This is a genomic window from Proteus sp. PR00224, assembly GCF_016238105.1.
Taxonomy (GTDB): domain Bacteria; phylum Pseudomonadota; class Gammaproteobacteria; order Enterobacterales; family Enterobacteriaceae; genus Proteus.
In genome coordinates this window covers 269,763-291,749 of the sequence record NZ_JAEHQU010000001.1, presented here as the reverse complement: position 1 = coordinate 291,749, position 21,987 = coordinate 269,763, and the positions used below count along the sequence as shown (strand labels likewise).

At 35.8% G+C, this 21,987-nt stretch carries 15 protein-coding genes; 7 read left to right on the top strand and 8 right to left on the bottom strand.

Annotated features, from left to right (window positions below):
- The first annotated feature begins 77 nt into the window (after nucleotides 1-77).
- On the top strand, nucleotides 78-857 hold the full coding sequence (locus JEP71_RS01400) for a helix-turn-helix domain-containing protein (protein ID WP_232797448.1): 780 nt from the start codon (nucleotides 78-80) through the stop codon (nucleotides 855-857).
- A gap of 174 nt (nucleotides 858-1,031) precedes the next feature.
- Complete coding sequence (gene nifJ, locus JEP71_RS01395; RefSeq protein ID WP_332872257.1) at nucleotides 1,032-4,586, top strand: pyruvate:ferredoxin (flavodoxin) oxidoreductase; 3,555 nt, start codon at nucleotides 1,032-1,034, stop codon at nucleotides 4,584-4,586.
- A 76-nt stretch (nucleotides 4,587-4,662) separates the two neighbouring features.
- On the opposite strand, the gene ydeE is transcribed toward nifJ, so the two are convergent.
- Complete coding sequence (ydeE, locus tag JEP71_RS01390; protein WP_196532712.1) at nucleotides 4,663-5,850, bottom strand: efflux MFS transporter YdeE; 1,188 nt, start codon at nucleotides 5,848-5,850, stop codon at nucleotides 4,663-4,665.
- A gap of 305 nt (nucleotides 5,851-6,155) precedes the next feature.
- On the opposite strand from ydeE, the gene accA reads away from it, so the two are divergent.
- Together accA and JEP71_RS01380 are read left to right on the top strand one after the other, a co-directional pair.
- Nucleotides 6,156-7,118: an acetyl-CoA carboxylase carboxyl transferase subunit alpha gene (accA, locus tag JEP71_RS01385; protein ID WP_100158242.1), complete on the top strand. Its 963-nt coding sequence runs from the start codon at nucleotides 6,156-6,158 to the stop codon at nucleotides 7,116-7,118.
- Nucleotides 7,119-7,196: 78 nt separating this feature from the next.
- The gene (locus JEP71_RS01380; protein WP_102086831.1) at nucleotides 7,197-8,084 is read left to right on the top strand and encodes a LysR family transcriptional regulator; all 888 of its coding nucleotides are present in this window, start codon (nucleotides 7,197-7,199) and stop codon (nucleotides 8,082-8,084) included.
- Nucleotides 8,085-8,087: 3 nt separating this feature from the next.
- Here JEP71_RS01380 and JEP71_RS01375 read toward each other — a convergent pair whose 3' ends face one another.
- A complete protein-coding gene (locus JEP71_RS01375; protein ID WP_198619512.1) occupies nucleotides 8,088-9,590 on the bottom strand; it encodes an MFS transporter in 1,503 nt (500 codons plus the stop codon).
- A gap of 153 nt (nucleotides 9,591-9,743) precedes the next feature.
- Between JEP71_RS01375 and JEP71_RS01370 the strand changes: the two genes are divergently transcribed.
- Both JEP71_RS01370 and JEP71_RS01365 read left to right on the top strand, forming a co-directional pair.
- The gene (locus JEP71_RS01370; RefSeq protein ID WP_198619513.1) at nucleotides 9,744-10,340 is read left to right on the top strand and encodes a TetR/AcrR family transcriptional regulator; all 597 of its coding nucleotides are present in this window, start codon (nucleotides 9,744-9,746) and stop codon (nucleotides 10,338-10,340) included.
- 22 nt (nucleotides 10,341-10,362) lie between these two features.
- Nucleotides 10,363-10,593: an MFS transporter gene (locus JEP71_RS01365; protein ID WP_308301892.1), complete on the top strand. Its 231-nt coding sequence runs from the start codon at nucleotides 10,363-10,365 to the stop codon at nucleotides 10,591-10,593.
- 70 nt (nucleotides 10,594-10,663) lie between these two features.
- Here JEP71_RS01365 and fhuB read toward each other — a convergent pair whose 3' ends face one another.
- The 4 genes from fhuB to JEP71_RS01345 all read right to left on the bottom strand — a co-directional run bounded on the left by fhuB (nucleotide 10,664) and on the right by JEP71_RS01345 (nucleotide 16,473).
- On the bottom strand, nucleotides 10,664-12,631 hold the full coding sequence (gene fhuB, locus JEP71_RS01360) for a Fe(3+)-hydroxamate ABC transporter permease FhuB (protein ID WP_198625628.1): 1,968 nt from the start codon (nucleotides 12,629-12,631) through the stop codon (nucleotides 10,664-10,666).
- Nucleotides 12,621-13,541, bottom strand: coding sequence for an iron-siderophore ABC transporter substrate-binding protein (locus tag JEP71_RS01355; protein WP_198625627.1), 921 nt, complete (start codon nucleotides 13,539-13,541; stop codon nucleotides 12,621-12,623). Before JEP71_RS01355 ends, fhuB begins: the two co-directional genes overlap by 11 nt.
- Nucleotides 13,532-14,314: an ABC transporter ATP-binding protein gene (locus JEP71_RS01350; protein WP_198625626.1), complete on the bottom strand. Its 783-nt coding sequence runs from the start codon at nucleotides 14,312-14,314 to the stop codon at nucleotides 13,532-13,534. The genes JEP71_RS01355 and JEP71_RS01350 overlap by 10 nt, the downstream gene beginning before the upstream one ends.
- A gap of 74 nt (nucleotides 14,315-14,388) precedes the next feature.
- Nucleotides 14,389-16,473 carry a TonB-dependent siderophore receptor gene (locus JEP71_RS01345; RefSeq protein WP_198625625.1) on the bottom strand — a complete coding sequence of 695 codons (2,085 nt, stop codon included), beginning with the start codon at nucleotides 16,471-16,473 and terminating at the stop codon, nucleotides 14,389-14,391.
- A 339-nt stretch (nucleotides 16,474-16,812) separates the two neighbouring features.
- On the opposite strand from JEP71_RS01345, the gene JEP71_RS01340 reads away from it, so the two are divergent.
- Nucleotides 16,813-19,440: a hypothetical protein gene (locus JEP71_RS01340; RefSeq protein WP_198625624.1), complete on the top strand. Its 2,628-nt coding sequence runs from the start codon at nucleotides 16,813-16,815 to the stop codon at nucleotides 19,438-19,440.
- Nucleotides 19,441-19,530: 90 nt separating this feature from the next.
- Here the strand turns inward: JEP71_RS01340 and JEP71_RS01335 are convergent, their stop codons facing one another.
- Together JEP71_RS01335 and JEP71_RS01330 are read right to left on the bottom strand one after the other, a co-directional pair.
- Nucleotides 19,531-21,129: an ABC-F family ATPase gene (locus JEP71_RS01335; protein WP_198625623.1), complete on the bottom strand. Its 1,599-nt coding sequence runs from the start codon at nucleotides 21,127-21,129 to the stop codon at nucleotides 19,531-19,533.
- Between the two features lie 227 nt (nucleotides 21,130-21,356).
- Nucleotides 21,357-21,983 carry an NAD(P)H-binding protein gene (locus tag JEP71_RS01330; protein ID WP_198619521.1) on the bottom strand — a complete coding sequence of 209 codons (627 nt, stop codon included), beginning with the start codon at nucleotides 21,981-21,983 and terminating at the stop codon, nucleotides 21,357-21,359.
- Nucleotides 21,984-21,987 lie beyond the last annotated feature (4 nt).

Sequence of the window (21,987 nt, the reverse complement as noted above, 5' to 3'; positions counted from 1 at the left end):
GTAATGGATTTATGCTGAACCAAGTATTGTCACAACTTAATACTTCACCGCAATATGCCATTATGGGTGAAAGTAATATGATGAATGAAATAGGTTATCCTTTACCATTATCCTATATCGTAGTCATGATTTGCTTAGAAGGGAGGGCGGTAATCAATATTAGTTTTCAAAAACAGGTGATCAAAGCGAATGATATTCTTATTTTAGGCGATGATATGATGGCGGTTTTGAGTCGAAAATCAGCGAATTTTCGCTTATTCTATTGTTTTCTCGATAAATCTTTTGCTTCAGAAATTGCTTATTCTCTTTCAAATACTTTATTTGCTTTTCTCCATGACAACCCTATTTGCCATCCACATAAAGAACAATATGAAGCCTTAAATAGATGGATTCAACAATTAACACATATAGATAGCAGTTATTCTGAACACAGAAAATTAATGTTAAAAAACCACTTACAAAATCTCTTTTTTGCTATTACTGAATCAATACCCGCTCATTTCTCTATCGCCAAAAAAGAATTTAGTCGTAAAGAAAAGCTCTGCTGGCAGTTTTGGGAATTGATTGGCAAGCATTGTTTAGCACATAGGGAGGTGGCTTTTTATGCAAATCAGCTTAACATTACACCGTTTTATTTATCTCAAATAACAAAGCAATTCTTTAATGATGCGCCTAAGGCTTTGATTAATCGTCAAGTTATCCTTGAAATAAAGGCGTTATTAATGCGCACTTCGCTGTCGGTAAATGAATTATCAGTGAAGCTCCATTTTGATGATCCCTCTTATTTATGCCGATACTTTAAAAGAGAAACGGGTAATTCTTTATCTGGTTACCGTAAACAACACCAACGACAATAAAACTATTATTTAATTCATTGTTAAATAACAATTTTATTTATTTGCCAATGTTGACTAAAATCATCTAATTGGCAAATAAATCGCTCTTGAGCCACAAATACGATAATTCCTTGTAATTAATTTCTGCTAATTTCAAAAGCATAAGAAAAAAGATCAACAACAAAGGTAATTATTGTGAGTTATAAACTGCACCCTTATATCACAACAGATGCTAACCAAGCTGTTGCTTCTATCGCTTATCGCTTAAATGAAGTTATTGCTATTTATCCCATAACACCTAGCTCGACGATGGCGGAATATGCTGATCGTTGGGCAGTTGCTCACCAGCCCAATCTTTGGGGGGATATACCTCGATTAATGGAAATGCAATCCGAAGGCGGTGCGATAGCAACGGTTCATGGTGCATTACAAACAGGTGCGTTAGCCACCACATTTACTTCATCTCAGGGATTATTATTAATGATCCCATCACTTTATAAAATAGCAGGGGAATTAACGCCTTTTGTATTGCATGTCGCTGCACGTACTGTCGCAACACATGCTTTGTCTATTTTTGGTGATCATTCGGATGTAATGGCAATACGACAAACGGGCTGTGCGCTACTTTGTGCCAATAGTGTGCAAGAAGCGCAAGACTTTGCGGTGATTGCGCAGATAGCAACGCTCAATAGCCGTATTCCATTTGTTCATTTTTTTGATGGATTTAGAACATCACATGAAATGAATAAAATAATGTCTATTTCTGATGATGAACTCAAACAGCTTATCCCATACTCTGCGATTGAAGCTCATCGCCAACGTGCATTATCGCCAGAATCGCCTGTGATAAGAGGAACTTCCGCCAATCCTGATACTTATTTTCAAGCTAGAGAAGCCTCGAACCCTTGGTATAACAGTGGTTATCAACATGTTGAAGAGGCAATGAATTTATTTGCCAAAGTGACTGGGCGTACTTATCAGCCATTTGAATATTATGGGCATCCTCAAGCTACACGAATTATTGTTCTAATGGGTTCAGCCGCGGGTCCTTGTAAAGAAGTTATTGATATGCTCAATACGCAAGGCGAGAAACTCGGCTTACTTTGTGTACACCTTTATCGCCCATTTTCGGCGCGTCATTTTCTTGATGCTATTCCAAATTCAGTTGAGTCTATTGCTGTTCTTGATAGAACTAAAGAGCCAGGCGCACAGGCTGAACCTCTCTATCTTGATGTTATTACGGCATTTGCCGAAGCCTATCATCAAGGTGAACGTGAAATATTGCCTCTGACTATTTCTGGTCGTTATGGATTATCTTCAAAAGAATTCGATCCAGATTGTGTTATGGCTGTGTTTAAAGAATTACAGCAATCTAAACCTAAACGTCGGTTCACTGTTGGTATTTATGATGATGTAACACATTTATCAATTATGCCTATGGATGCCAAATTACCTGAACATCATAAACTTAGCGCACTCTTTTATGGATTAGGTAGTGATGGTTCTGTTTCTGCGACTAAGAATAATATTAATATTATTGGTAGCAACACACCGTTATATGCCCAAGGCTATTTTGTTTATGACTCAAAAAAAGCGGGTGGATTAACTGTTTCTCATTTAAGGATCAGTCAAACGCCTATTAACTCAACTTACCTCATTAAACAGGCTGATTTTATTGGTTGTCACCAATGGCAGTTTATTGATAAATACCAAATTGTTGAGAAATTAAAAGTAGGGGGCACACTTCTATTAAATACCCCTTATTCAGCGCCAACCGTTTGGGCTAAATTACCGCAAGAAGTTCAAGCGCTACTTATTGAAAAAGAAGCGCGCATCTATGTTATTAATGCTTATAAGATTGCGCGTGAATGCCAATTAGGCGCACGAATTAATACCATAATGCAAACAGCATTTTTCCACTTAACATCTCTTTTCCCTGCCGAAAAGATAAATGATTATCTGCATAAGACAATTATTAAAAGTTATCAAAATAAAGGCGAAGCATTGGTCAATGCGAACTTAATGGCGATTTCACAAACATTGTCTGCATTAGAGCGCGTTCCTGTTGGGGCTGTATTAACCGAAAGTCCTTATAAATCCCCGATTGTCGCTGATAATGCGCCTGATTTTGTCAAAACAGTCACCGCCATAATGATAGCAGGGCTTGGTGATAGTTTACCTGTTTCGGCATTTCCACCTGATGGCACATGGCCAACTGGCACAACACAATGGGAAAAACGTAATATTGCTGAATTTATTCCTGTCTGGAAACCGTCTTTATGTACACAGTGCAACTATTGCGTTGCCGCTTGTCCTCATGCTGCTATTCGCGCTAAAGTGACCAAGCCTAGCCTGTTAGAAAATGCACCAATAACCCTTGAAAAACTTCCTGTAAAATCTCGTGAAATGAAAGGGTTAGACTATATTTTACAAGTTGCACCTGAAGATTGTACTGGCTGTAACTTATGCTATGAAGTTTGCCCAGCCAAAGACAGACAAGATCCAAACATCAGGGCGATCAATATGATTGAAAAGCTTGGTGTATTAGAACAAGAAAAACAAAACTTCAATTTCTTCAATCAATTACCTGATTTACATCCTTCTGAATTAGAAAAAATAGATATCAGGACATCACAATTAATTACGCCACTATTTGAATATTCAGGTGCATGTTCTGGCTGTGGTGAAACCGCCTATATTAAATTATTAACTCAGCTTTATGGCGATGAATTATTAATTGCAAATGCCACAGGGTGTTCATCTATTTACGGTGGTAATCTCCCAACCACACCCTATACCACAAACAGAGAAGGCAGAGGGCCTGCTTGGGCTAACTCCTTATTTGAAGATAATGCCGAATTTGGTCTAGGTTTTCGTCTCACCTTAGATCAGCATAAAAAACGTGTTGAGCGCTTATTAAATCGATTTGCAACAGAAATACCCGCTTCACTTTATCAAACGTTGACTGATACGAATAATTCTAATCAGGATAAACGCAATGGAATTAATGAGTTATCCACCTTATTAGGTCTCAGTAGTGATCCACTAGCCAAAGAGTTACTCCATGATGCGCACTATTTAATGCAAAAATCTGTATGGATGGTTGGCGGTGACGGTTGGGCTTATGATATTGGTTTTGGCGGACTTGATCATGTATTGAGTAGCGGTGAAAACGTTAATGTACTGGTGTTAGATACACAATGTTATTCCAATACTGGTGGACAACAATCTAAAGCAACCCCAATGGGCGCTATTACTAAATTTGGTGAGGATGGAAAAAATAAAGCTCGCAAAGATTTGGGTATCACCATGATGATGTATGGCAACATTTATGTTGCTCAAATCGCTATTGGTGCTCAAATGAACCAAACTATTAAAGCCATTCAAGAAGCGGAGGCCTATCAAGGACCTTCACTGATTATTGCTTATAGTCCTTGTGAAGAGCATGGTTATGACTTGGCCTTTAGCTATGAACAAATGAAGCAACTGACTGCATCAGGTTTCTGGCCTCTCTATCGATTTGATCCTCGCCGTGAACAAGAGGGCAAAAATCCATTAATGCTAGATTCAAGAGCTCCTAACCAAGTCGCTTCTGCGGTGTTAAATAAAGAGCAACGTTTTAGTCGACTATTTAAAATCTATCCTGATAAAGCAATGGCATTAGCGAATCAAGCACAACGTAATATTGAAAAGAAATATGCTTTACTTAATCTATTGGCAGAAAAAAGCATAAAGTCAGAGACTGAATAAACTATAAATCCCACTCGGCTAAAAATCATAACCACTCGTAAGATGGGTGGTTATGATTTTATTAATACCTAATATATTAAACAGATATCATTTTATTTCGGCTGGCATTCATACCTTGGATCATACAAAACCAAGCCAATGCAGAAACCACCATTAAAATAGCGAATAAAGAGGCGGGCGGAAATGCAGTTAAAATAAAACCACTGGCAAGTGGATTAAGCGCCGCACCTAACCAACCGAGTGACTGTGCAGAGAAATAACTTGCTTTCATTCCTAACGGTGCAATGTTATCAATCATCATATACTCGCCTGGTGCATAAATTAATTCACCAAAGGTAAACACAGCGATAGCTAGTGCCCAAAAGATTAAATTGTCACCAGCAAACATAAAGCCAAGTAAGCCTGTCATAAAAAATAACGTACCTAATGTCATTAATTTACGTAGCCTTTCTGCGGTAACATGTTTACCCACTATATATTGTAAAGAGACTACAATGGCAGCGTTTACAGGTAATACCACGGCGATAACAGACTCTGCTAATTTTGCATCGTAAACCACTAAAATATATTGCGAAATACATGAGGCAAAAGAGCCAAACGTCAATGTACCGAAAAAAGTTGAGAGTACAAACCAACTTAATGCTCTATCTTTTAGCATTATTTTCGGATCCCATTTCACACTATTTTCTTCATCTGTATTCACCGCTTTTGAGCGTTGAACAAAAACTTGGATCATAAATAGTGGAAATGTTGCCGAAATAGCCGCAAGCCAGAAAGGTAATTGTGTTCCATACATTAATAATAAGGTGCCGATAGGGGGCCCCACCGTCCATCCCATATTGATAAAGGTATAGTTTAGAGAGAATATTTTAGGTTTTGCTGAAACTGATAAGGTTTCGGCAAAATACGCTTTTAATACGGTTGAAAACACTAAATAAGAGCAGTTAATCACAGAAAAAAAGATAACGACTAAAATAGTGCTATGAACAAGAGGGATTGCAGCAAATCCAAAAATAAACGTTAGAATTGCAAGGATCATATAACGTTTTTTCTCAAATTTATCAGCAAGCATGCCAAAGCCAAGGCTGAAGAAAATCCCCGTTGTTAATGCAATAGACATGGCAATACCAATATCATCGACGGGTAATTGATACTCCCTCGACAAATAGATAGCCATAAACGGTAATGTTGCACCTCTTCCTATTGTAAGAAGAAGTGATGAAAATAGCAGTGCAGCTGTTGAGCGTGTTTTTTTTGAGAACATATTATCTTTATTCTAATTATTTGTATTTTATGGCGTGTTTTATAATTCGTACGATTTTTTACGGGTGAAAAAAAGAACAAATTCGCACTGTATATTAATACATAACTTAGTAATTACTGTATAGCTTAAAGTCAGAAAAAAAGCTCTTTTTGATCTTATCTTTTTTCTTGCTGATCTTGTTGTAATGTTCAATTATCCCATTTTTGATAATAGTGTTTATCAAATTCTAATCTATTAACACATTGTTATTTTTTCTAAACTGAGCCAATCATTGTTTTATTTACTGCATTAAATCTGAGGTCGTTATGTCTTTTATTCATCTTGAATTTGAAAAACCTATTGTTGAATTAGACGAAAAAATAGATGCATTGCTCACCTTTAAGCAATCTCAAGATGAACCAACAGGTATTAATTTAGATGAAGAAATCGCACGTTTAAGGCAAAAAAGCCTTTCGCTGACAAAATCTATTTTTACTGATTTAGGTGCTTGGGAAATTGTGCAACTCGCTCGTCACCCAATGCGTCCATATACCCTTGACTATATTAAAGCGGTTTTTACTGATTTTCAGGAGTTGGCGGGTGATAGAGCTTATGCCGATGATAAAGCGATTGTTGCGGGTTTAGCGCGTTTAGACAAAATGCCAGTCATGGTGATTGGGCAGCAAAAAGGGCGTGATACAAAAGAGAAAATTCTTCGCAATTTTGGTATGCCGTCACCAGAAGGTTATAGAAAAGCATTACGTTTAATGAAAATGGCGGAGCGCTTTCATCTACCCGTAATTATTTTTATTGATTCTGCGGGAGCGTACCCTGGTGTTGGTGCTGAAGAGCGCGGACAAGCTGAAGCTATCGCACGTAATATTCTTGAAATGTCACGATTAAAAACACCTATTATTTGCACTATTACTGGTGAAGGATTTTCTGGAGGCGCGCTAGCTATTGGTGTTGGTGATAAAGTTAATATGCTGCAATACAGTACTTATGCAGCAATTTCACCAGAAGGCTGTGCATCTATTCTGTGGAAAAGTTCTGATAAAGCGCCAATTGCGGCAGAAACCATGGGAATGACAGCACCTAAATTACAATCATTAGGTATTATCGACGCCATTATTCCAGAGCCATTAGGTGGAGCTCATCGAGATCATCAACAAGCTGCTGAATTTCTTAAACAACAGTTATTAACTGACTTAGCCTTATTAAAAAGCTATTCAACCGAAGAACTTTTAGATAAACGCTATCAAAAACTCATGTCTCATGGTTACTGTTAATTATTAACGAGTGAAAAGAAAATGAATGATACACTGCCTATATTGAGTAATAGAAATACAGTAGGCAGTGAATTATTTATGCAAATCGATCTTAATTTATTACGTATTTTTTCTGCCGTAGCAGAGCAAGGGCAATTTGCAGCAGCAGCTCGGCTATTATCTATGCCTACCTCAAATATCAGTCGTGCAATTAAACAGCTTGAACAGCAACTCAATTGTAAACTTATTGATAGAACAACTCGAAAAATGCGCCTTACTGAACAAGGCAAAATACTCTATCAGCAAGGAATAAAAACCTTAACTGAATTAGACAATGTTGTAAGCAATATCACTAGTGATGGACCATTAACGGGTACTTTCCGTTTAACTATTCCGAGTGAATATGGCAGTGAGCTACTTGGTGATATTTTGGCTGATTTTGCTGCACTTCATCCTAATTTACTTATTCAATGTGATACCCAACTAATGCCAAGAAATATCATCGATGATGATATTGATTTACTGTTAACTTTTCATCGTGGAAATTTAGCGGATAGTAGCTATCACTCACGCTTAATTAAATCATGGCGCAGTATTGTTGTGGCATCTAATGAATTATTAGAAAAAACAGGAATACCCACACATATTGAACAATTAAGCAAAATGCCTTGTATTTCTAGCTTAAGCGCACTAGAAGGGCAACCTTGGATATTTATGGATGAAGATAAAAAGCCAATCAGAGTAACCATTAATAGTAATTATCGAGTAAACAGTGCCATATTAGCAAAATCAGCAGTATTAAAAGGATTGGGATTTGCTATTTTAGCTGAGCATTGCTGCCTTGATATGATTAAAGAAGGGAAGTTACGAGCTATCGAGTTTCCTCAACAACCCGCAACGATTAACTTAGTGGCAATATATGCAACTCGTAGCACACTCTCACGTAATATTGAGTCTTTTCTTGAATTTCTAGCTCAACGTTTATAGATATTAATCTGTGATTTGTTGAGTAAGTGCCTTATGTTTTGCTTTAACAGGAAAGAGCACAATAAATAAAGTCACAAAACATGAGATCCCCGCGATCGCAATTGCATAAGCAAACCCCGAATTAAATGCCTCTGGTAATAGAGTGACAAATCCTTTGTCTAAACTATTTGTCGTATTTTCAGTCACCAAACTAACAATATCGGTATAACTTACAGATATTCCCAATGTCTGACTTTGGAGCACCATATAATGAATTGCTTGCTGCACCATCAAAGTGCCTAATAAAGCAATTCCCATTGTCATACCCGTTTGTCTTAATGCATTCATGGTTGCAGACGCCATACCAGAACGAGATGGTGACACACTTTTCATCACTAAAGCACCTATTGCGGGTGTTGCTAATCCCATTCCAGCACCTAATACAAACAGATAGCTTCCTGTTATTCCATAATGGCTATTTGTTGCTAATGTCGCTAATAAACAAGAAGAAATAGCGATTAATAAGAAACCACAGATCATAAGTTTTCTAACAGAGAAATAAGAAGATAACCGTCCAAAAGACATAGAAAATAGTGCCATTGCAATAAATTCTGGTGCCATTCTCCAACCCGCTTCTAATGCACTCCAACCTTGTGCTTTTTGCAAAAAGAATGCGATAAAAAATACATTACTGTATGTAGCAAAACCCAAGGTAAAAGAAGAAAGGTTATATTGAAAGAACGTGCGATCTTTAAATAAAGCCAGTGGTAATAAAGGACGCTCCACACGTTTTTCTATCATTAAGAAAAGGGCAAGGAATATAATCCCCGCAATCAGTGTTGATACTGTTCTATAATGTGACCAACCCACAGAGCCAGCTTCAATTAAACCATAAGTCAGTAATCCTAATCCCAACATACTGGTTAATTGGCCAAAAGGATCTAAAGCAACATTTTCAGGATCAGCACTCTCACTTAATCCATACCAACCTAATAAGACGGTAATAATGCCAATAGGAATATTAATAAGAAATATACTCGCCCAGCCACTCACATAAACTAAAAAACCGCCTAAAATAGGACCAATAATTAACGATAATGCACTGACTGAAGACCAAATACCGATAATGCGAACCCGTTCAATATCAATAGGAAAAGCATGAGTAATTAAAGACAATGCACCCGGAATAAGTGCAGCTGCGGCAATACCTTGAATAATACGTCCAAGAATTAATATTTCATGTTGCTGTGCAATCGCACAAATTACTGAACCTAACGTGAAAATAATCACGCCCCATAGCCATACCTTTTTTCGCCCAAAGCGATCGCTCAAAGGACCTGATGACAAAATACAGGCTGACAAACAAAGCGCATAAGCATCAACAATCCACTGCAAGGTTGCCATATCAGCATGTATATCATTTTGAATAGTTGGCAGAGCTACATTCACGATACTAATATCGAGAGTTGCCATAAAAGTACCTAAACAAATGGCACAGATAAGTGACAGTCGTTTTAAATAAGTCATAAGCTTTTATTGCCTTAATGATGAATAATAATGGCATAATAATACTCGACCGACCGTCGGTCAATTGATATTGATAATGAGTTTCATTTGTCATCATTGTGACTCGCTTTAATATAGAGTACTCTTTACAAGCGACTTTGAGGGAGATAAGCAATGTCATTAGAAGAACAAATAACAGATAAACCAAGAACAAAACCCGCAGAGGTTCGTTTAGAAGAGTTAATGAATGCCGCAGAAGCGTTATTTCTTGATAAAGGTTTTGATGCCACAACCGTTAGCGATATTGTAAAAAAAGCAGGGGTAGCAAAAGGAACGTATTATCACTATTTTTCTGCCAAAACAGACGTTCTTGATGCGCTCAGAACACGTTATATGGATTGGTATTTAAATAAAATAGATAACGCCATGGATGCCTGCTCACAACAAGATCATCGTGAGAAATTAAAACAGTGGTGTGAAATCAGCGTTATTGCTTATGTTGAGAAACAAGAATTACACGACATGCTTTTTCATCAAGTATTTCATCAAAGCAGCAATATTCATGAAAATAGAGCATTACAGCAAATTCAAACACTGTTAATTTCGGGTACAGAAAATAAAACTTGGCATGTTACACAACCGGAATTAACCAGTACATTGATTTATCATGGTATGCATGCTGCGGTTGATAATTTAGATCATAGCGAAGAATATACCGAAAAAACATTAGGTAATATGCTATATCAGCAATTTACTCAATTGCTAAAATAAGCGTTAATGATATATCGTGACAATGTCACTTATTGAGAAGATAGTTCCAGAAAATCAGCTTACTGAAGGAATGACATGGTTACTTTCAGGATTAAATGTAGGCACAGCAATTGGTGCAACATTAACAGGGCAACTTGTTGATTATTCTGGTGTTCAATCTGGCGTATGGGTTGCCATTGGCGCAAGTACTTTAGTGATGTTAATTGCATTTATTGGCTTTAAACGCATAAATAATCACAACAGTAAGATTTAAGCACAATCAATAATAATTAAAGCCTAAGAATATCAGCAAGATTAATGTTGATATCTTAGGCTTTTTTCGATCAGCGACTACGATTTAACAGCATTAAACAAAGGAAATAGCTACCACCTAAAATCGCTACTAAAGTTCCTGCGGCAATTTGTGCAGGATAAATCAATATTTGCCCAAGCCAATCAGCCCAAACCATTAAAGTCGCACCGATTAATCCCGAAAGAATTAATTGTGATTTTATTTTTTGAGCGCCAATTAATACCGCCATATGAGGAGCGACTAAGCCAATAAAGGCGATAGGGCCAACAGTTGACGTAACTAATGCACATAACAGAGAAACAATAATCAGTAAAATAATACTTGCTCGCGCTGTATGTAATCCTCGCGCTAAAGCAAAGTTTCGACCAATTGATATTAATGCCAACCATCGAGTGAGTAATAAAACAACGCCCACAATAAAGATGATAGCTAATGCAAAATAAATAGCTTGTTGCCCTGTTACACGATAAGTCGAGCCTGATAACCACAATAATATTTTATAGCTACTTAACGAACCTTTCGCTAAGAAAAACTGAATAAAAGCCTCTAAACTCGCGGTTAATGCAATACCCGTTAAGATTAAACTGGCAGGGGCATATTGGTGCCTTTTACCCAACACTAATAAGATAATCATAACAACGCCGCTTCCTAATAACGCAGTTCCCCATTGTGATGTTTGTAAAGTACTTCCCAGAATTAAGCTAGAAAATACCAAAGCGAAGGTTGCACCTGATGAAACACCTAAAATATCTGGGCTGGCTAACGGGTTATAAATTAAACGTTGTAAAATAACGCCAGCAATAGCCAGTGCAACACCAGCAAAGAGTGCTGTTAATAGACGAGGGAAACGCAAAGCCCATTGATAAACGGAAGGTATTTCCCATAACCATTGGCGCTCATTAATATGAATAAACAGGGTAAGCGCTAATCCAAGTATTAATAATGCCGTTATTCCTATGACCATATAATTCGATATTTTTTTAGTTTGAGAAATAATTGAAATAGAAAGCTGATCTTGAGCTCGCATTTTCTTACGACTAAACCAAATTAATGCTGGCGCCCCAATAGCCGCTGCCGTAACACCACTAGGAATAACTGTATTGAGCCACTGACCAACCCATATCGCAAGACTATCGGTAATTAACAGCAAACATATTCCCATTAATCCACTTGCAATGAGTTCTTGGCTAGCCGTTCTAGCTCCTAATGTTCTAACTATATTAGGTGCAAGTAATCCGATAAAACTAATTACACCAACAGCCGTAATAGAAACAGAAACTAACCAAGTACTTAATATAATGAAAAAGGCAAATGCAGGTAAAACAGAAAGCCCACGAGCCGCCGCACCTTCATGCCCTAAACGTAATAAAGTGAGAATACGAGGTGCAAAGATAAAAATAAGTAAAACAGGTGTTATTCGTGGTAATAACCAATAAACTTTATCCCAGCCATCTTGTGCTAAATCACCAGCTCCCCACATGAATATATTTTGAGCAAATTGTGAGTTTAATGTCACTAATGCCGTTGCAATAGCGCCTAATAAAATATTGACCACCATACCTGAAACAACTAAAGGTAAGCCGGTCATATTGCGAATACCTGCAATAATAATCACCAGAGAAAAGGCTAATAAAGCGCCAATTGTTGCAGCTACTGCACTGTAATCTGTAACCCAGCCAGTGAACCAAATATTAACGATCACTAAGGCTAGCCAAGCACCTGATGAAGTTCCTAAGGTTAAAGGGGAAGTTAAATTATTTTGCGTTAATTGCTGCATTAAACTGCCAACAACACCAAATAACCCGCCAATAACAACGGTCATAGCTAAACGTGGTAATTGTGCGTGCAAGAAAAAAACATCAGCAAAAGGCATTGTTGTGGCTGAATTAGCCAATAAATACAATTGATGAGATAAAGAAAGAGAATTATCAATTTGTAAGTTGGTAATGCTTAATAAGATAATTACCAAAAAATAGAAAGTAAGTTGCTTAATTTTCATTACTAGGTGCCATATCTAATAAGCTTTCAGTAATGGCTTGCGCCATTAATGTCAATGATGTCATTCCTCCATAATTCCAGACAGGTTTGACTGAATGAAAATGCCCATTTTGTACAAATGGCATGGCTTTCCATAATACTGATTTTTGCAGTTTACTTTCATCAGGAAAAGGCAACATATAAAGGACATAACCATGTTTAATCTGTTGCAATACATTCATTCTTCGTTGATCAATACCCCAAGGTTGTGGCGGTAATGATATTGCCGATTTCAGCCCCAGCTTATTTATCACATATTCGGTTGTTGAATTTTCAGTATATAAAAAGATGGAGGTGAGCGTAGAAAAACGGATCACTTCTACTTCAGGTAATGTGATAAATGCCTGCTGTAACTTTGCTTTAAATTGCGCAAAAGTAGCGTCCATTTCAGCTAACTTTTGTTGTGCGAGAGCTTCTTTTCCCAAAAGCGAAGCAAGGGTATTAAAATGCGCTAGAGCGATTTGTGCCGCATTATCTTGGCGAGAAAAATTAGGTAAATAAACCACAGGAGCAATGGTTTCTAATACAGGTAATAAATCTTGTTGTGAGCTTGATGCTAAAATAAGGTCAGGTTTTAACGTCGCTATTTTTTCTAAATTAGGCTCTGCTCGCATACCAACTTCTTCAATAGAATTCGGTGCAATAGGGTGAGCAACCCATTGGTTATAACCTGCAATTTCAGTTGCCCCTACGGGGATAACTTCAAGTGTTAATATTTGTTCAAGTAAATCCCAGTCTAAAACAATAATACGTTGCGGTGTGTTAGAAGCCTTTTCATTATTATGTTGCGCCGCATTTACTGTGGGGGTAATTAATAAAATTACTAAACAAAAGGACAGTAAATTAACTATTTTTTGTAATATTACACGCATACCACCGCCACTTTATGTTGTTGTGAGCCTTTATTATCAGGGTGTTCAATCAGCTTAATGGGTGTTTCATAAAGCGAGGAGAGTCGCTCTTCATCAAAAAGTAACGAGGCTTCACCTTCAAACGCAATTTTCCCTTTTTTAAGTGCGATGATATGAGTGGCATAACGCAAGGCAAGGTTAAGATCATGCAAAATAACAATAATACCAACGTGCTGAGTTTGATTTAACTCACTCAACAATTCCATTAATTGGTATTGATGATGTATGTCTAATGCCGAGGTTGGTTCATCTAAGATCAAGATCGGTGATTGTTGAGCGAGTAACATTGCAACCCAAGCCCGTTGACGCTCACCACCTGATAAATCATCAGCAAGCGTGTCAGCGAAAGGAAGTACTCCCGCTTTTTCCATCGCCATTGTGATAATTTCATCATCTTTTTTATTCCAACGGCCTAATGTTCCACGCCAAGGAAAGCGTCCTAAACGCACTAATTCTCTGACAGTTAATCCAGCAGAAGCGGGAAGTTTTTGGGGAAGAAACGCGATTTGTTTAGCCAAATCACGAGGCTTATATTGTGAGATATTACGGTTATTTAGTGTGAGACATCCGCTATCAGGAATTTGCTGACCCGATAACAAACTGACGAGTGTCGATTTACCTGAGCCATTATGGCCAAGCACAATGGTTAATCCTGAATCTGAAATACGCAGTGAGGGTATTGATAAAATAGTGCGTCCACCGCGATCCATTTGAATATTTGAGAGTTCAAACATGGTCACTCATTTATAAAATCATATTCCGCCTTTTATTGCATGGTTAACAATAAAAAGCGGAATAAAAAAGAAAATTACCAGCGATATTTAGCGTTTAATAAAACAGAACGAGATTGCCCGTAATAGCAGTAATAATCACAGCCAGAGAGATATTCTTTATCAAGAATATTGTTGATATTTAGCTGTAATTGCCACTGTTTATTGAAATTATAGGTTGCTGCCATATCCCATAATGTTGCACTTGGTACTGTTAAATCACTGCTCTTAGGATTATCTTTAGATTTACCTAAATAACGAACACCCGTTCCTAAAGTTAAATCTTGGGTTCCCGTAATTGGAATAGTGTAACTACCCCAAGCAGAAGCAGTATGTTTAGGAATTAAACCTGCTTGTTGTTTACCTCGATTACCCGTGTCATCTGTTTGCATATCGGTATAGGTGTAATTGGCTTTTAACGCTAAACGTTCCGTTAATTGCATTTCACTTGTTACTTCAATACCTTTTGAAGTCACTTTACCTGTTTGTGTTGAAACAAATGTCGTTGGGTTTGCAACAAGCGCATTTTTCTGAGTAATATCAAACCAAGCAATATTAAAGTAGCCATCCATAAAATCAGGTGTATATTTCACACCTGCTTCAATTTGCTCACCTTTTAACGGTTTATACAGATCCTTTGTTGCTGGATCGATAGTGCTCATTACCTCAAAGGACTCGGAATAACTGACATAAGGCGATAATCCATTATCCGCTAAATACATTAATCCTGCATTCAGGCTAAATTCGCTATCAGTACGAGATTTATCCTCATTTTTTACTTTTGCTGTATTCTCTGTTTTTACCCAATCTTGGCGTACACCAGCAACGGCAATCCAGCGACTATCAAATTTGGTTTGATATTGTGAATAAAGGCTATATTGGGTTTTATCAATAGTCCGATTAACGTTATCTGCTGGATTGAGTGGGGTATAGTTTCCGTAAATAGGGTTCCAAGGATTAATGGTGCCAAAACTATAATTATCTTGTTCATCACCTTTAGTTTGGTGATATTGCAATTCTGCGCCTGCTAATAATGTGTGCTCAAAGTTATCCGTATCCCATTCACCGACCACATTATTATCAAAGGTAATACTTTGATTTTTACCATCACGGAAAACAACACCGCGATTCAATTCTGTTGCTGTTATATCTGAATTAGGAAATGCATAAACACTACGTAAGAGCAGATCGTTATAACCATAATTTAAACGTTGAGAAAAACGCCAAACATCATTGATGTTACTCTCTAATAAATAACCAGCTGAAATTTGGGTTCGTTTATATTTATCGTATCCTGGTTCACCTAAGTTGGTAGTAGGCTTTATTTTACCAAAAGGAGATGAAATTAATGTACCGGCAGCAGGGAAGAAAGGATTAGTTGGCGTACCATCATCATGCAAATAGGTTGCCATAAAGGTTAATGATGTATCATCAGTCAGGTTGATCGCAACACTTGGCGCAAGGTAAATACGCTCATTATCAGTGTGAGATAATTCTCCATCTGACTTTTTCATTAATCCAACAAGACGATAGCGCACACGTTTATCATCGGTAGCACTTGAAACATCAAAACCTAAACCACGTTGGTCATTATTTCCGACCTCAAGAAATACTTCATTTTGAGGCTTAAAGCTGGGTTTCTTTTGTACGACGTTAACCGCACCACCTGGTGTCGATTCACCAAATAATACCGCCGATGCGCCTTTTACCACTTCAATTTGTTCAAAACCATAAGGCTCTAATAACCATGTATAATAACCATCACGGAAAAGACGGCTACCATCTAAATAGGTTGCTGCTTCAAAGCCACGAACACGAAGCCAATCTGTGTCGTTATCCGCACCATAAGGTTGAGAGACAACACCAGATGTATAACGCAATGCTTCATCTAATTTTTGTGGAGCATGTGTTTCTAGATCTTGTTGAGAAATAACAGAAACCGATTTAGGTGTTTCTTGCAAACGTGTATTTACTTTTAGTGCTTGAGCGCTCACAACAAGCTTCTCAACGTGTTCTGTTTTTGCTGTTTCTTCAGCAAAAGCCTGTGTAGTCAAAATAAAAGGAAGGGTGGCAGAACAAAGTAATGCCACAGGTTTCAATTTAAATGCATAAAAATTAATCACAATAAGTCACCGAATAATAATCATTACTATTACCACTATTATTCATGTAATCGATACTAAGGTAAATTAATTTATGCAAAAATGTCTATAAATGATAATTTTTCGGGTTAATTAACTGCTTATGTCAATCCAAGCAAGGCGTCCACCGACAGAAGTGCTGCGATGTTGTGCATGGTGGCTTAAACATAAAAATAGTATTATTGATATATTGGCATATGCTCTACATTATAAAAAATAAAAGTATTTTTTATTAAAATAATCAATATATTTATTTATATTAAGTAATTTTATTATTATTTATTATTATTTTACTTTAAATACTTTCAAACTAAGTGAAATATGAATAGCATAACCATAGGAAATAGTAAACTAACATCAGCTCAAGTTGATAGGGTTTTATCTGGAGAAAAAGTCAATAAAGTCATGACTATCTGGGATAAGATAAAAGATTTTTTCCATATTAGCGATAAAAAGCAAGTCATGACATTGTTTTATGATGTTTATTATAACCCTAAAGTTTCATTTTTAGATAAAATAGATAAGTTTCAAGAACTAAGGAATTTATCACTAAATGATTATAAGGATACATTTAACATTAAAATAGATGATAATGTTTTTTATTTTGAGATAGGGGACATTCAGGATGGTACACATATATCTCAATCATATTTTAAAATTGATTGCACAGAAGAACAAAATGAAAATATCATTAATAATCAAAGTATTAAATCATTGTTTAATCAATCACCCCAAAATGATATTGATAATATAGTATCAATAGTAGTAGATAAAATAGATAGAATAAATAAAATGGAAAATAAAAGCACGGAAGAAAAAATAGAATTAATAAGAAGCACTTTATCATTATTATTGAATGATGATAATTATAGAGATAAAGAACTCGATTCTTTTAAGAAAGGAAAATCAAAACTAAATGAGATTGCATCAAAAAAAAATTGTAGCGGAATGACAGAAAAATATGTCATGGATAAAATATGGAAAATAATAAAAGAAAATGGTAATGAAAAATATAATGACTATTACACCAGTTTATTAATAGACAATATTTTTAACGATAGGTTTTATTCAACCTATAATATAATATATAGTTATCTGGGACTGAAAGAAATTCTCAATAAAGACAGAAAAATATTAGATATAGAGTTTACACCAGAAAAAGTAACTTTTTTTCTTCTAGATGAAAATAATAATAAAATCATATCCAATGAACATTCAAATATAACACAGAAATTTAATTTAGACTTTGCAGCATTTGAATACATTATAAATAATGAAAACGTATACAATAATGCAAATTTAAAGGAAGACAAAGAAAACTTAACTAATTTTTTATCTACTTACTATATATTAAGTGAAAAATTAGATGAAAAAGACAAAGGCGACCTGTTTATTAAAATATTGAATTTAAAGGAAGAAAAAAACATATTAGGTGATAAATTAGAATTAATTAAATCGATATCTAAACAATATAATAATAGTAATATAGATAAAAAACTGGACATTAAAATAACTCAAGAAAAACAAATAGAATTTAAGCTTAAAACCAGTGAAAAGGGGAATGACAATGTATTAAAATTTACCATTCCTTATGATGATAATAATTTAGATTTACTTAATATAAATAACTTTAACAATAGCGATTTCTCCATTGAAAACAAAATAAATATATTAGCAAATTTAGATAAGTATAATAAAAACTCAACTATATTAAAGATCTTTCATTATCATAATTTTGAAAAATCTTCAGAGTTAAAGGAAGAATTTAAAAAAGAATATGGAGAAGAATTTGAAAAAGAATTTCGCGGAATAATCGAGCCTTTATTGATGGATGAAAAAAAGACAAATATTTTTGAGATTAGTACCGAAGAAAAAAACATAATAGAAAACTTACCTAAAAGTATCGGCATTTATAGTGTCGAAAAAATAAATGAAGTATTTAAATATTATAACGATATATTATTTATAAAAAGATTAGACTTACAAGACATTGATAATAACAATGAATATATAATAAATTCAAAAATCGATAATTTAATTTTAAATAGCAATAACAAGAAAGAAACTATTAGCGAAGAGTTTTCCGATGTGCTAAATAAAACAGTTGTAGAAAACATCACCGAAAAATTAAAAAAAATAGAAACAGAGTCTAAAATAAATATTTTATCTTTAAGTAAAATTAACACAGAAAATCTTAATGAAGAAAAATATCTTGATACCTTATTTTCTGGAAAGTTTAATGAAATTATAGAAAAATACTATAACGATGGAAAGTTTAAGAATGTAACTAATTTTATGGAAGTTAAAGTAGATAAAAAAAGTGAAAAAGATGAAGAGATAATTAAAATTAGAGTATCAGAAGAACATGCACAAACTTCTCTAATTAATGCAATTCAAGAATATGTAAAATCCCCCGCAAGCTTTCTAGCAAATAAACTTAGCAATTCAATAGAAAAAGAAAAATCAATATTAAATTTAGCAGTTATAGACCGCTCTTTATTGATCGAAATTGATAATAAAATATCAGATTTAACTGAACTCGTTGATAGAATACCAGATGGAAATAATTTAGATAATATTAAAAGTTTATTACTAATATATAAAAAAATAAGAGAAATAATTAGTAAAAACCAAGATATAAATAAATTAGCAAAGAAAGAAAAAGATACTACTGGGTCTATAATCAATGATAGTGCGTTAAATGTAGCATTATTAAACAATATAGATATGTTGGGTATTTTATTATCAGATAAACATATGGATTTAAAATATAAAAAGGATAAAGAAGAGAAATTTAAGCTTATCGAAGAAAAACAAATCAGTGAAGATTTATTATTTGAAACTCCTTTATTATACAGTGGCTTGGAAATAATGATAAAAATAAATAGAAAAATAAAAAATAAGCCTGATGTGGAAATTTCAGGAAACTATAATAAAATAAGAATGTAAAAACCCATTTATCTAAATTTAAAAAGGCTTAGTCAATTCACTAAGCCTTTTTCATTTATCTTATCTACTATTTAATAAATAGGGCGGCGATTAAGCCTCAACACCTTTTTTCGCTAAGAACTCATCATAAGTTCCTTGGAAATTAGTCACTTTTTCAGGTGTAATTTCAATAATACGGTTTGCTAATGAGCTAACGAATTCTCGGTCATGAGAAACGAAAATCAACGTACCTTGATAAAGCTCTAATGCCATATTCAATGATTCGATAGATTCCATATCTAAGTGGTTGGTCGGCTCATCCATAATTAAAATGTTTGGTTTTTGCATCATTAGCTTACCAAATAACATTCTACCTTTTTCACCACCAGATAAAACTTGGACTGATTTCTTCAAATCATCTTGAGAGAACAGTAAACGACCTAATACGCTGCGTACAGATTGCTCATCGTCTTCTGGTTTCATCCATAAGCTCATCCAATCAAATACTGTCATATCCACTTCAAAATCAGTTGCGTGATCTTGTGCATAATAGCCAATGTTTGAGTTTTCAGACCATTTTAAACGACCTGTATCAGGTGTTAATTCACCGACTAATGTTTTGATCATTGTCGATTTACCCACACCGTTATTACCTAAAATAGCCACTTTTTCGCCCACTTCAAGCATCATATTGACGTTTTTAAACAGCGGGGCATTATCATCATAGCCTTTAGAGATATTTTCCACTTCAAGCGCATTACGGAATAATTTTTTCTCTTGTTCAAAACGAATGAATGGGTTTTGACGGCTAGACGCTTTCACTTCTGCTAATTGAATTTTCTCAATTTGTTTTGCACGAGAGGTTGCTTGGCGTGATTTAGATGCATTAGCACTAAAGCGACTCACGAAAGATTGTAATTCACTAATCTGTGCTTTTTTCTTCGCATTATCCGCTAATAAACGTTCGCGAGCTTGAGTCGCTGCAAACATATATTCATCGTAGTTACCGGGATGAACAGCAAGCGCACCATAGTCTAAGTCTGCCATGTGCGTACAGACCATATTTAGGAAGTGGCGATCATGGGAAATAATGATCATGGTACTGTTACGTTCATTTAGCGTTTGCTCAAGCCAACGAATGGTATCAATATCCAAGTTATTCGTCGGTTCATCCAATAATAGAATATCTGGATCAGCGAACAGGGCTTGCGCAAGTAACACACGTAATTTCCAACCGGGAGCCACTTCACTCATAGGGCCATTATGTTGTTCTAATGGAATACCTACGTTTAGCAATAATTCGCCAGCACGAGATTCAACGGTATAACCGTCCATTTCACCAAATTTCACTTCAAGATCAGCAACACGTAAACCGTCTTCTTCGCTCATTTCAGGTAAGCTATAGATGCGTTCGCGTTCTTGCTTCACTTCCCAAAGTTCTGTGTGACCCATAATTACCGTATCAAGCACAGTAAACTCTTCATAAGCAAACTGGTCTTGTTTTAGTTTACCAAGGCGTTCATTAGGATCGAGAAATACGTTGCCGCTACTTGGCACTAAATCGCCACCTAAAATTTTCATAAAGGTTGATTTACCGCTACCGTTGGCACCGATTAAACCATAGCGATTTCCGCCACCGAATTTGACAGAAATGTTTTCAAACAGAGGCTTTGAGCCAAACTGCATAGTGATATTATTGCTGATTAACAAGACGAATACTCATTATTAGTGAATGACAAAAGGTAATGGGGCGGCATTATGCCACAAGTTACCCCTATTAAGACAGTAAAGTGACGAATGACTATAAAGGAATTTTTGTTGTGAGAGAAAAACACATCGTAATGTGAGTTATTGCCCACGAGAAAAATAAGAAAAAAGAGATAACACAAAAGTGCTATCTCCAAGAATAATAGAGTAGATATTAATACATAACGTGCTTATTTAGAAGGCACTAAACCAGGTTCAACTACGGCATAGACTTGATCGTCTAAAAGGTCAGCGTCTAGAAGTTGTGCCACTAAACGTGCAACATCTCGGCGATTAACTAAACCATGAGTTTCTTCGTATTGATAAAGCTGAGCCTTACCCGTTTCTTCACCATTCAGTAATCCACCGGGTCTGACAATCGCATAATCAAAACGACTGGTTTGCAACCACACTTCAGCCAATGATTTTTCTCTCACAGCTTGACCAAACGCGGCTTTTGCTCTGTCAGATAACGCGACCCAACTATCGCCACACCCTAACGAAGAAACCATTAACATACGCTGAAAACCCATTTTCTCCGCAGTATCAATTACGGTTCGATGAGCTAAATAATCATTTTCACCGCCCATTGTGGAAATGATGTCTGCTTCTTTTCCTGCCAATGTTAAAACAGCTTCAACAGCCTTAGCATCAATCGCATCGCCGATAACTGTTTTGATCCCTTTTTCTTCTAACCGATTAGCTGCCTCTTCGGAACGAACTAAAGCCACAATAGGGCGTCGTTGTGTAACGCCAATATCTGCAATATGTGCGCCAACACCTTTACCGCCAGCGCCAAAAATAACCCATGTTTTCACGCGC

What these genes read in the sequence shown, in the direction of transcription:
- JEP71_RS01400 (WP_232797448.1), top strand. Translation starts at nt 78, where the DNA reads ATGATGAATGAAATAGGTTATCCTTTACCATTATCCTATATCGTAGTC.
- ydeE (WP_196532712.1), bottom strand. Translation starts at nt 5,850, where the DNA reads ATGTTCTCAAAAAAAACACGCTCAACAGCTGCACTGCTATTTTCATCA.
- accA (WP_100158242.1), top strand. Translation starts at nt 6,156, where the DNA reads ATGTCTTTTATTCATCTTGAATTTGAAAAACCTATTGTTGAATTAGAC.
- JEP71_RS01380 (WP_102086831.1), top strand. Translation starts at nt 7,197, where the DNA reads ATGCAAATCGATCTTAATTTATTACGTATTTTTTCTGCCGTAGCAGAG.
- JEP71_RS01375 (WP_198619512.1), bottom strand. Translation starts at nt 9,590, where the DNA reads ATGACTTATTTAAAACGACTGTCACTTATCTGTGCCATTTGTTTAGGT.
- JEP71_RS01370 (WP_198619513.1), top strand. Translation starts at nt 9,744, where the DNA reads ATGTCATTAGAAGAACAAATAACAGATAAACCAAGAACAAAACCCGCA.
- JEP71_RS01365 (WP_308301892.1), top strand. Translation starts at nt 10,363, where the DNA reads ATGTCACTTATTGAGAAGATAGTTCCAGAAAATCAGCTTACTGAAGGA.
- fhuB (WP_198625628.1), bottom strand. Translation starts at nt 12,631, where the DNA reads ATGAAAATTAAGCAACTTACTTTCTATTTTTTGGTAATTATCTTATTA.
- JEP71_RS01355 (WP_198625627.1), bottom strand. Translation starts at nt 13,541, where the DNA reads ATGCGTGTAATATTACAAAAAATAGTTAATTTACTGTCCTTTTGTTTA.
- JEP71_RS01350 (WP_198625626.1), bottom strand. Translation starts at nt 14,314, where the DNA reads ATGTTTGAACTCTCAAATATTCAAATGGATCGCGGTGGACGCACTATT.
- JEP71_RS01340 (WP_198625624.1), top strand. Translation starts at nt 16,813, where the DNA reads ATGAATAGCATAACCATAGGAAATAGTAAACTAACATCAGCTCAAGTT.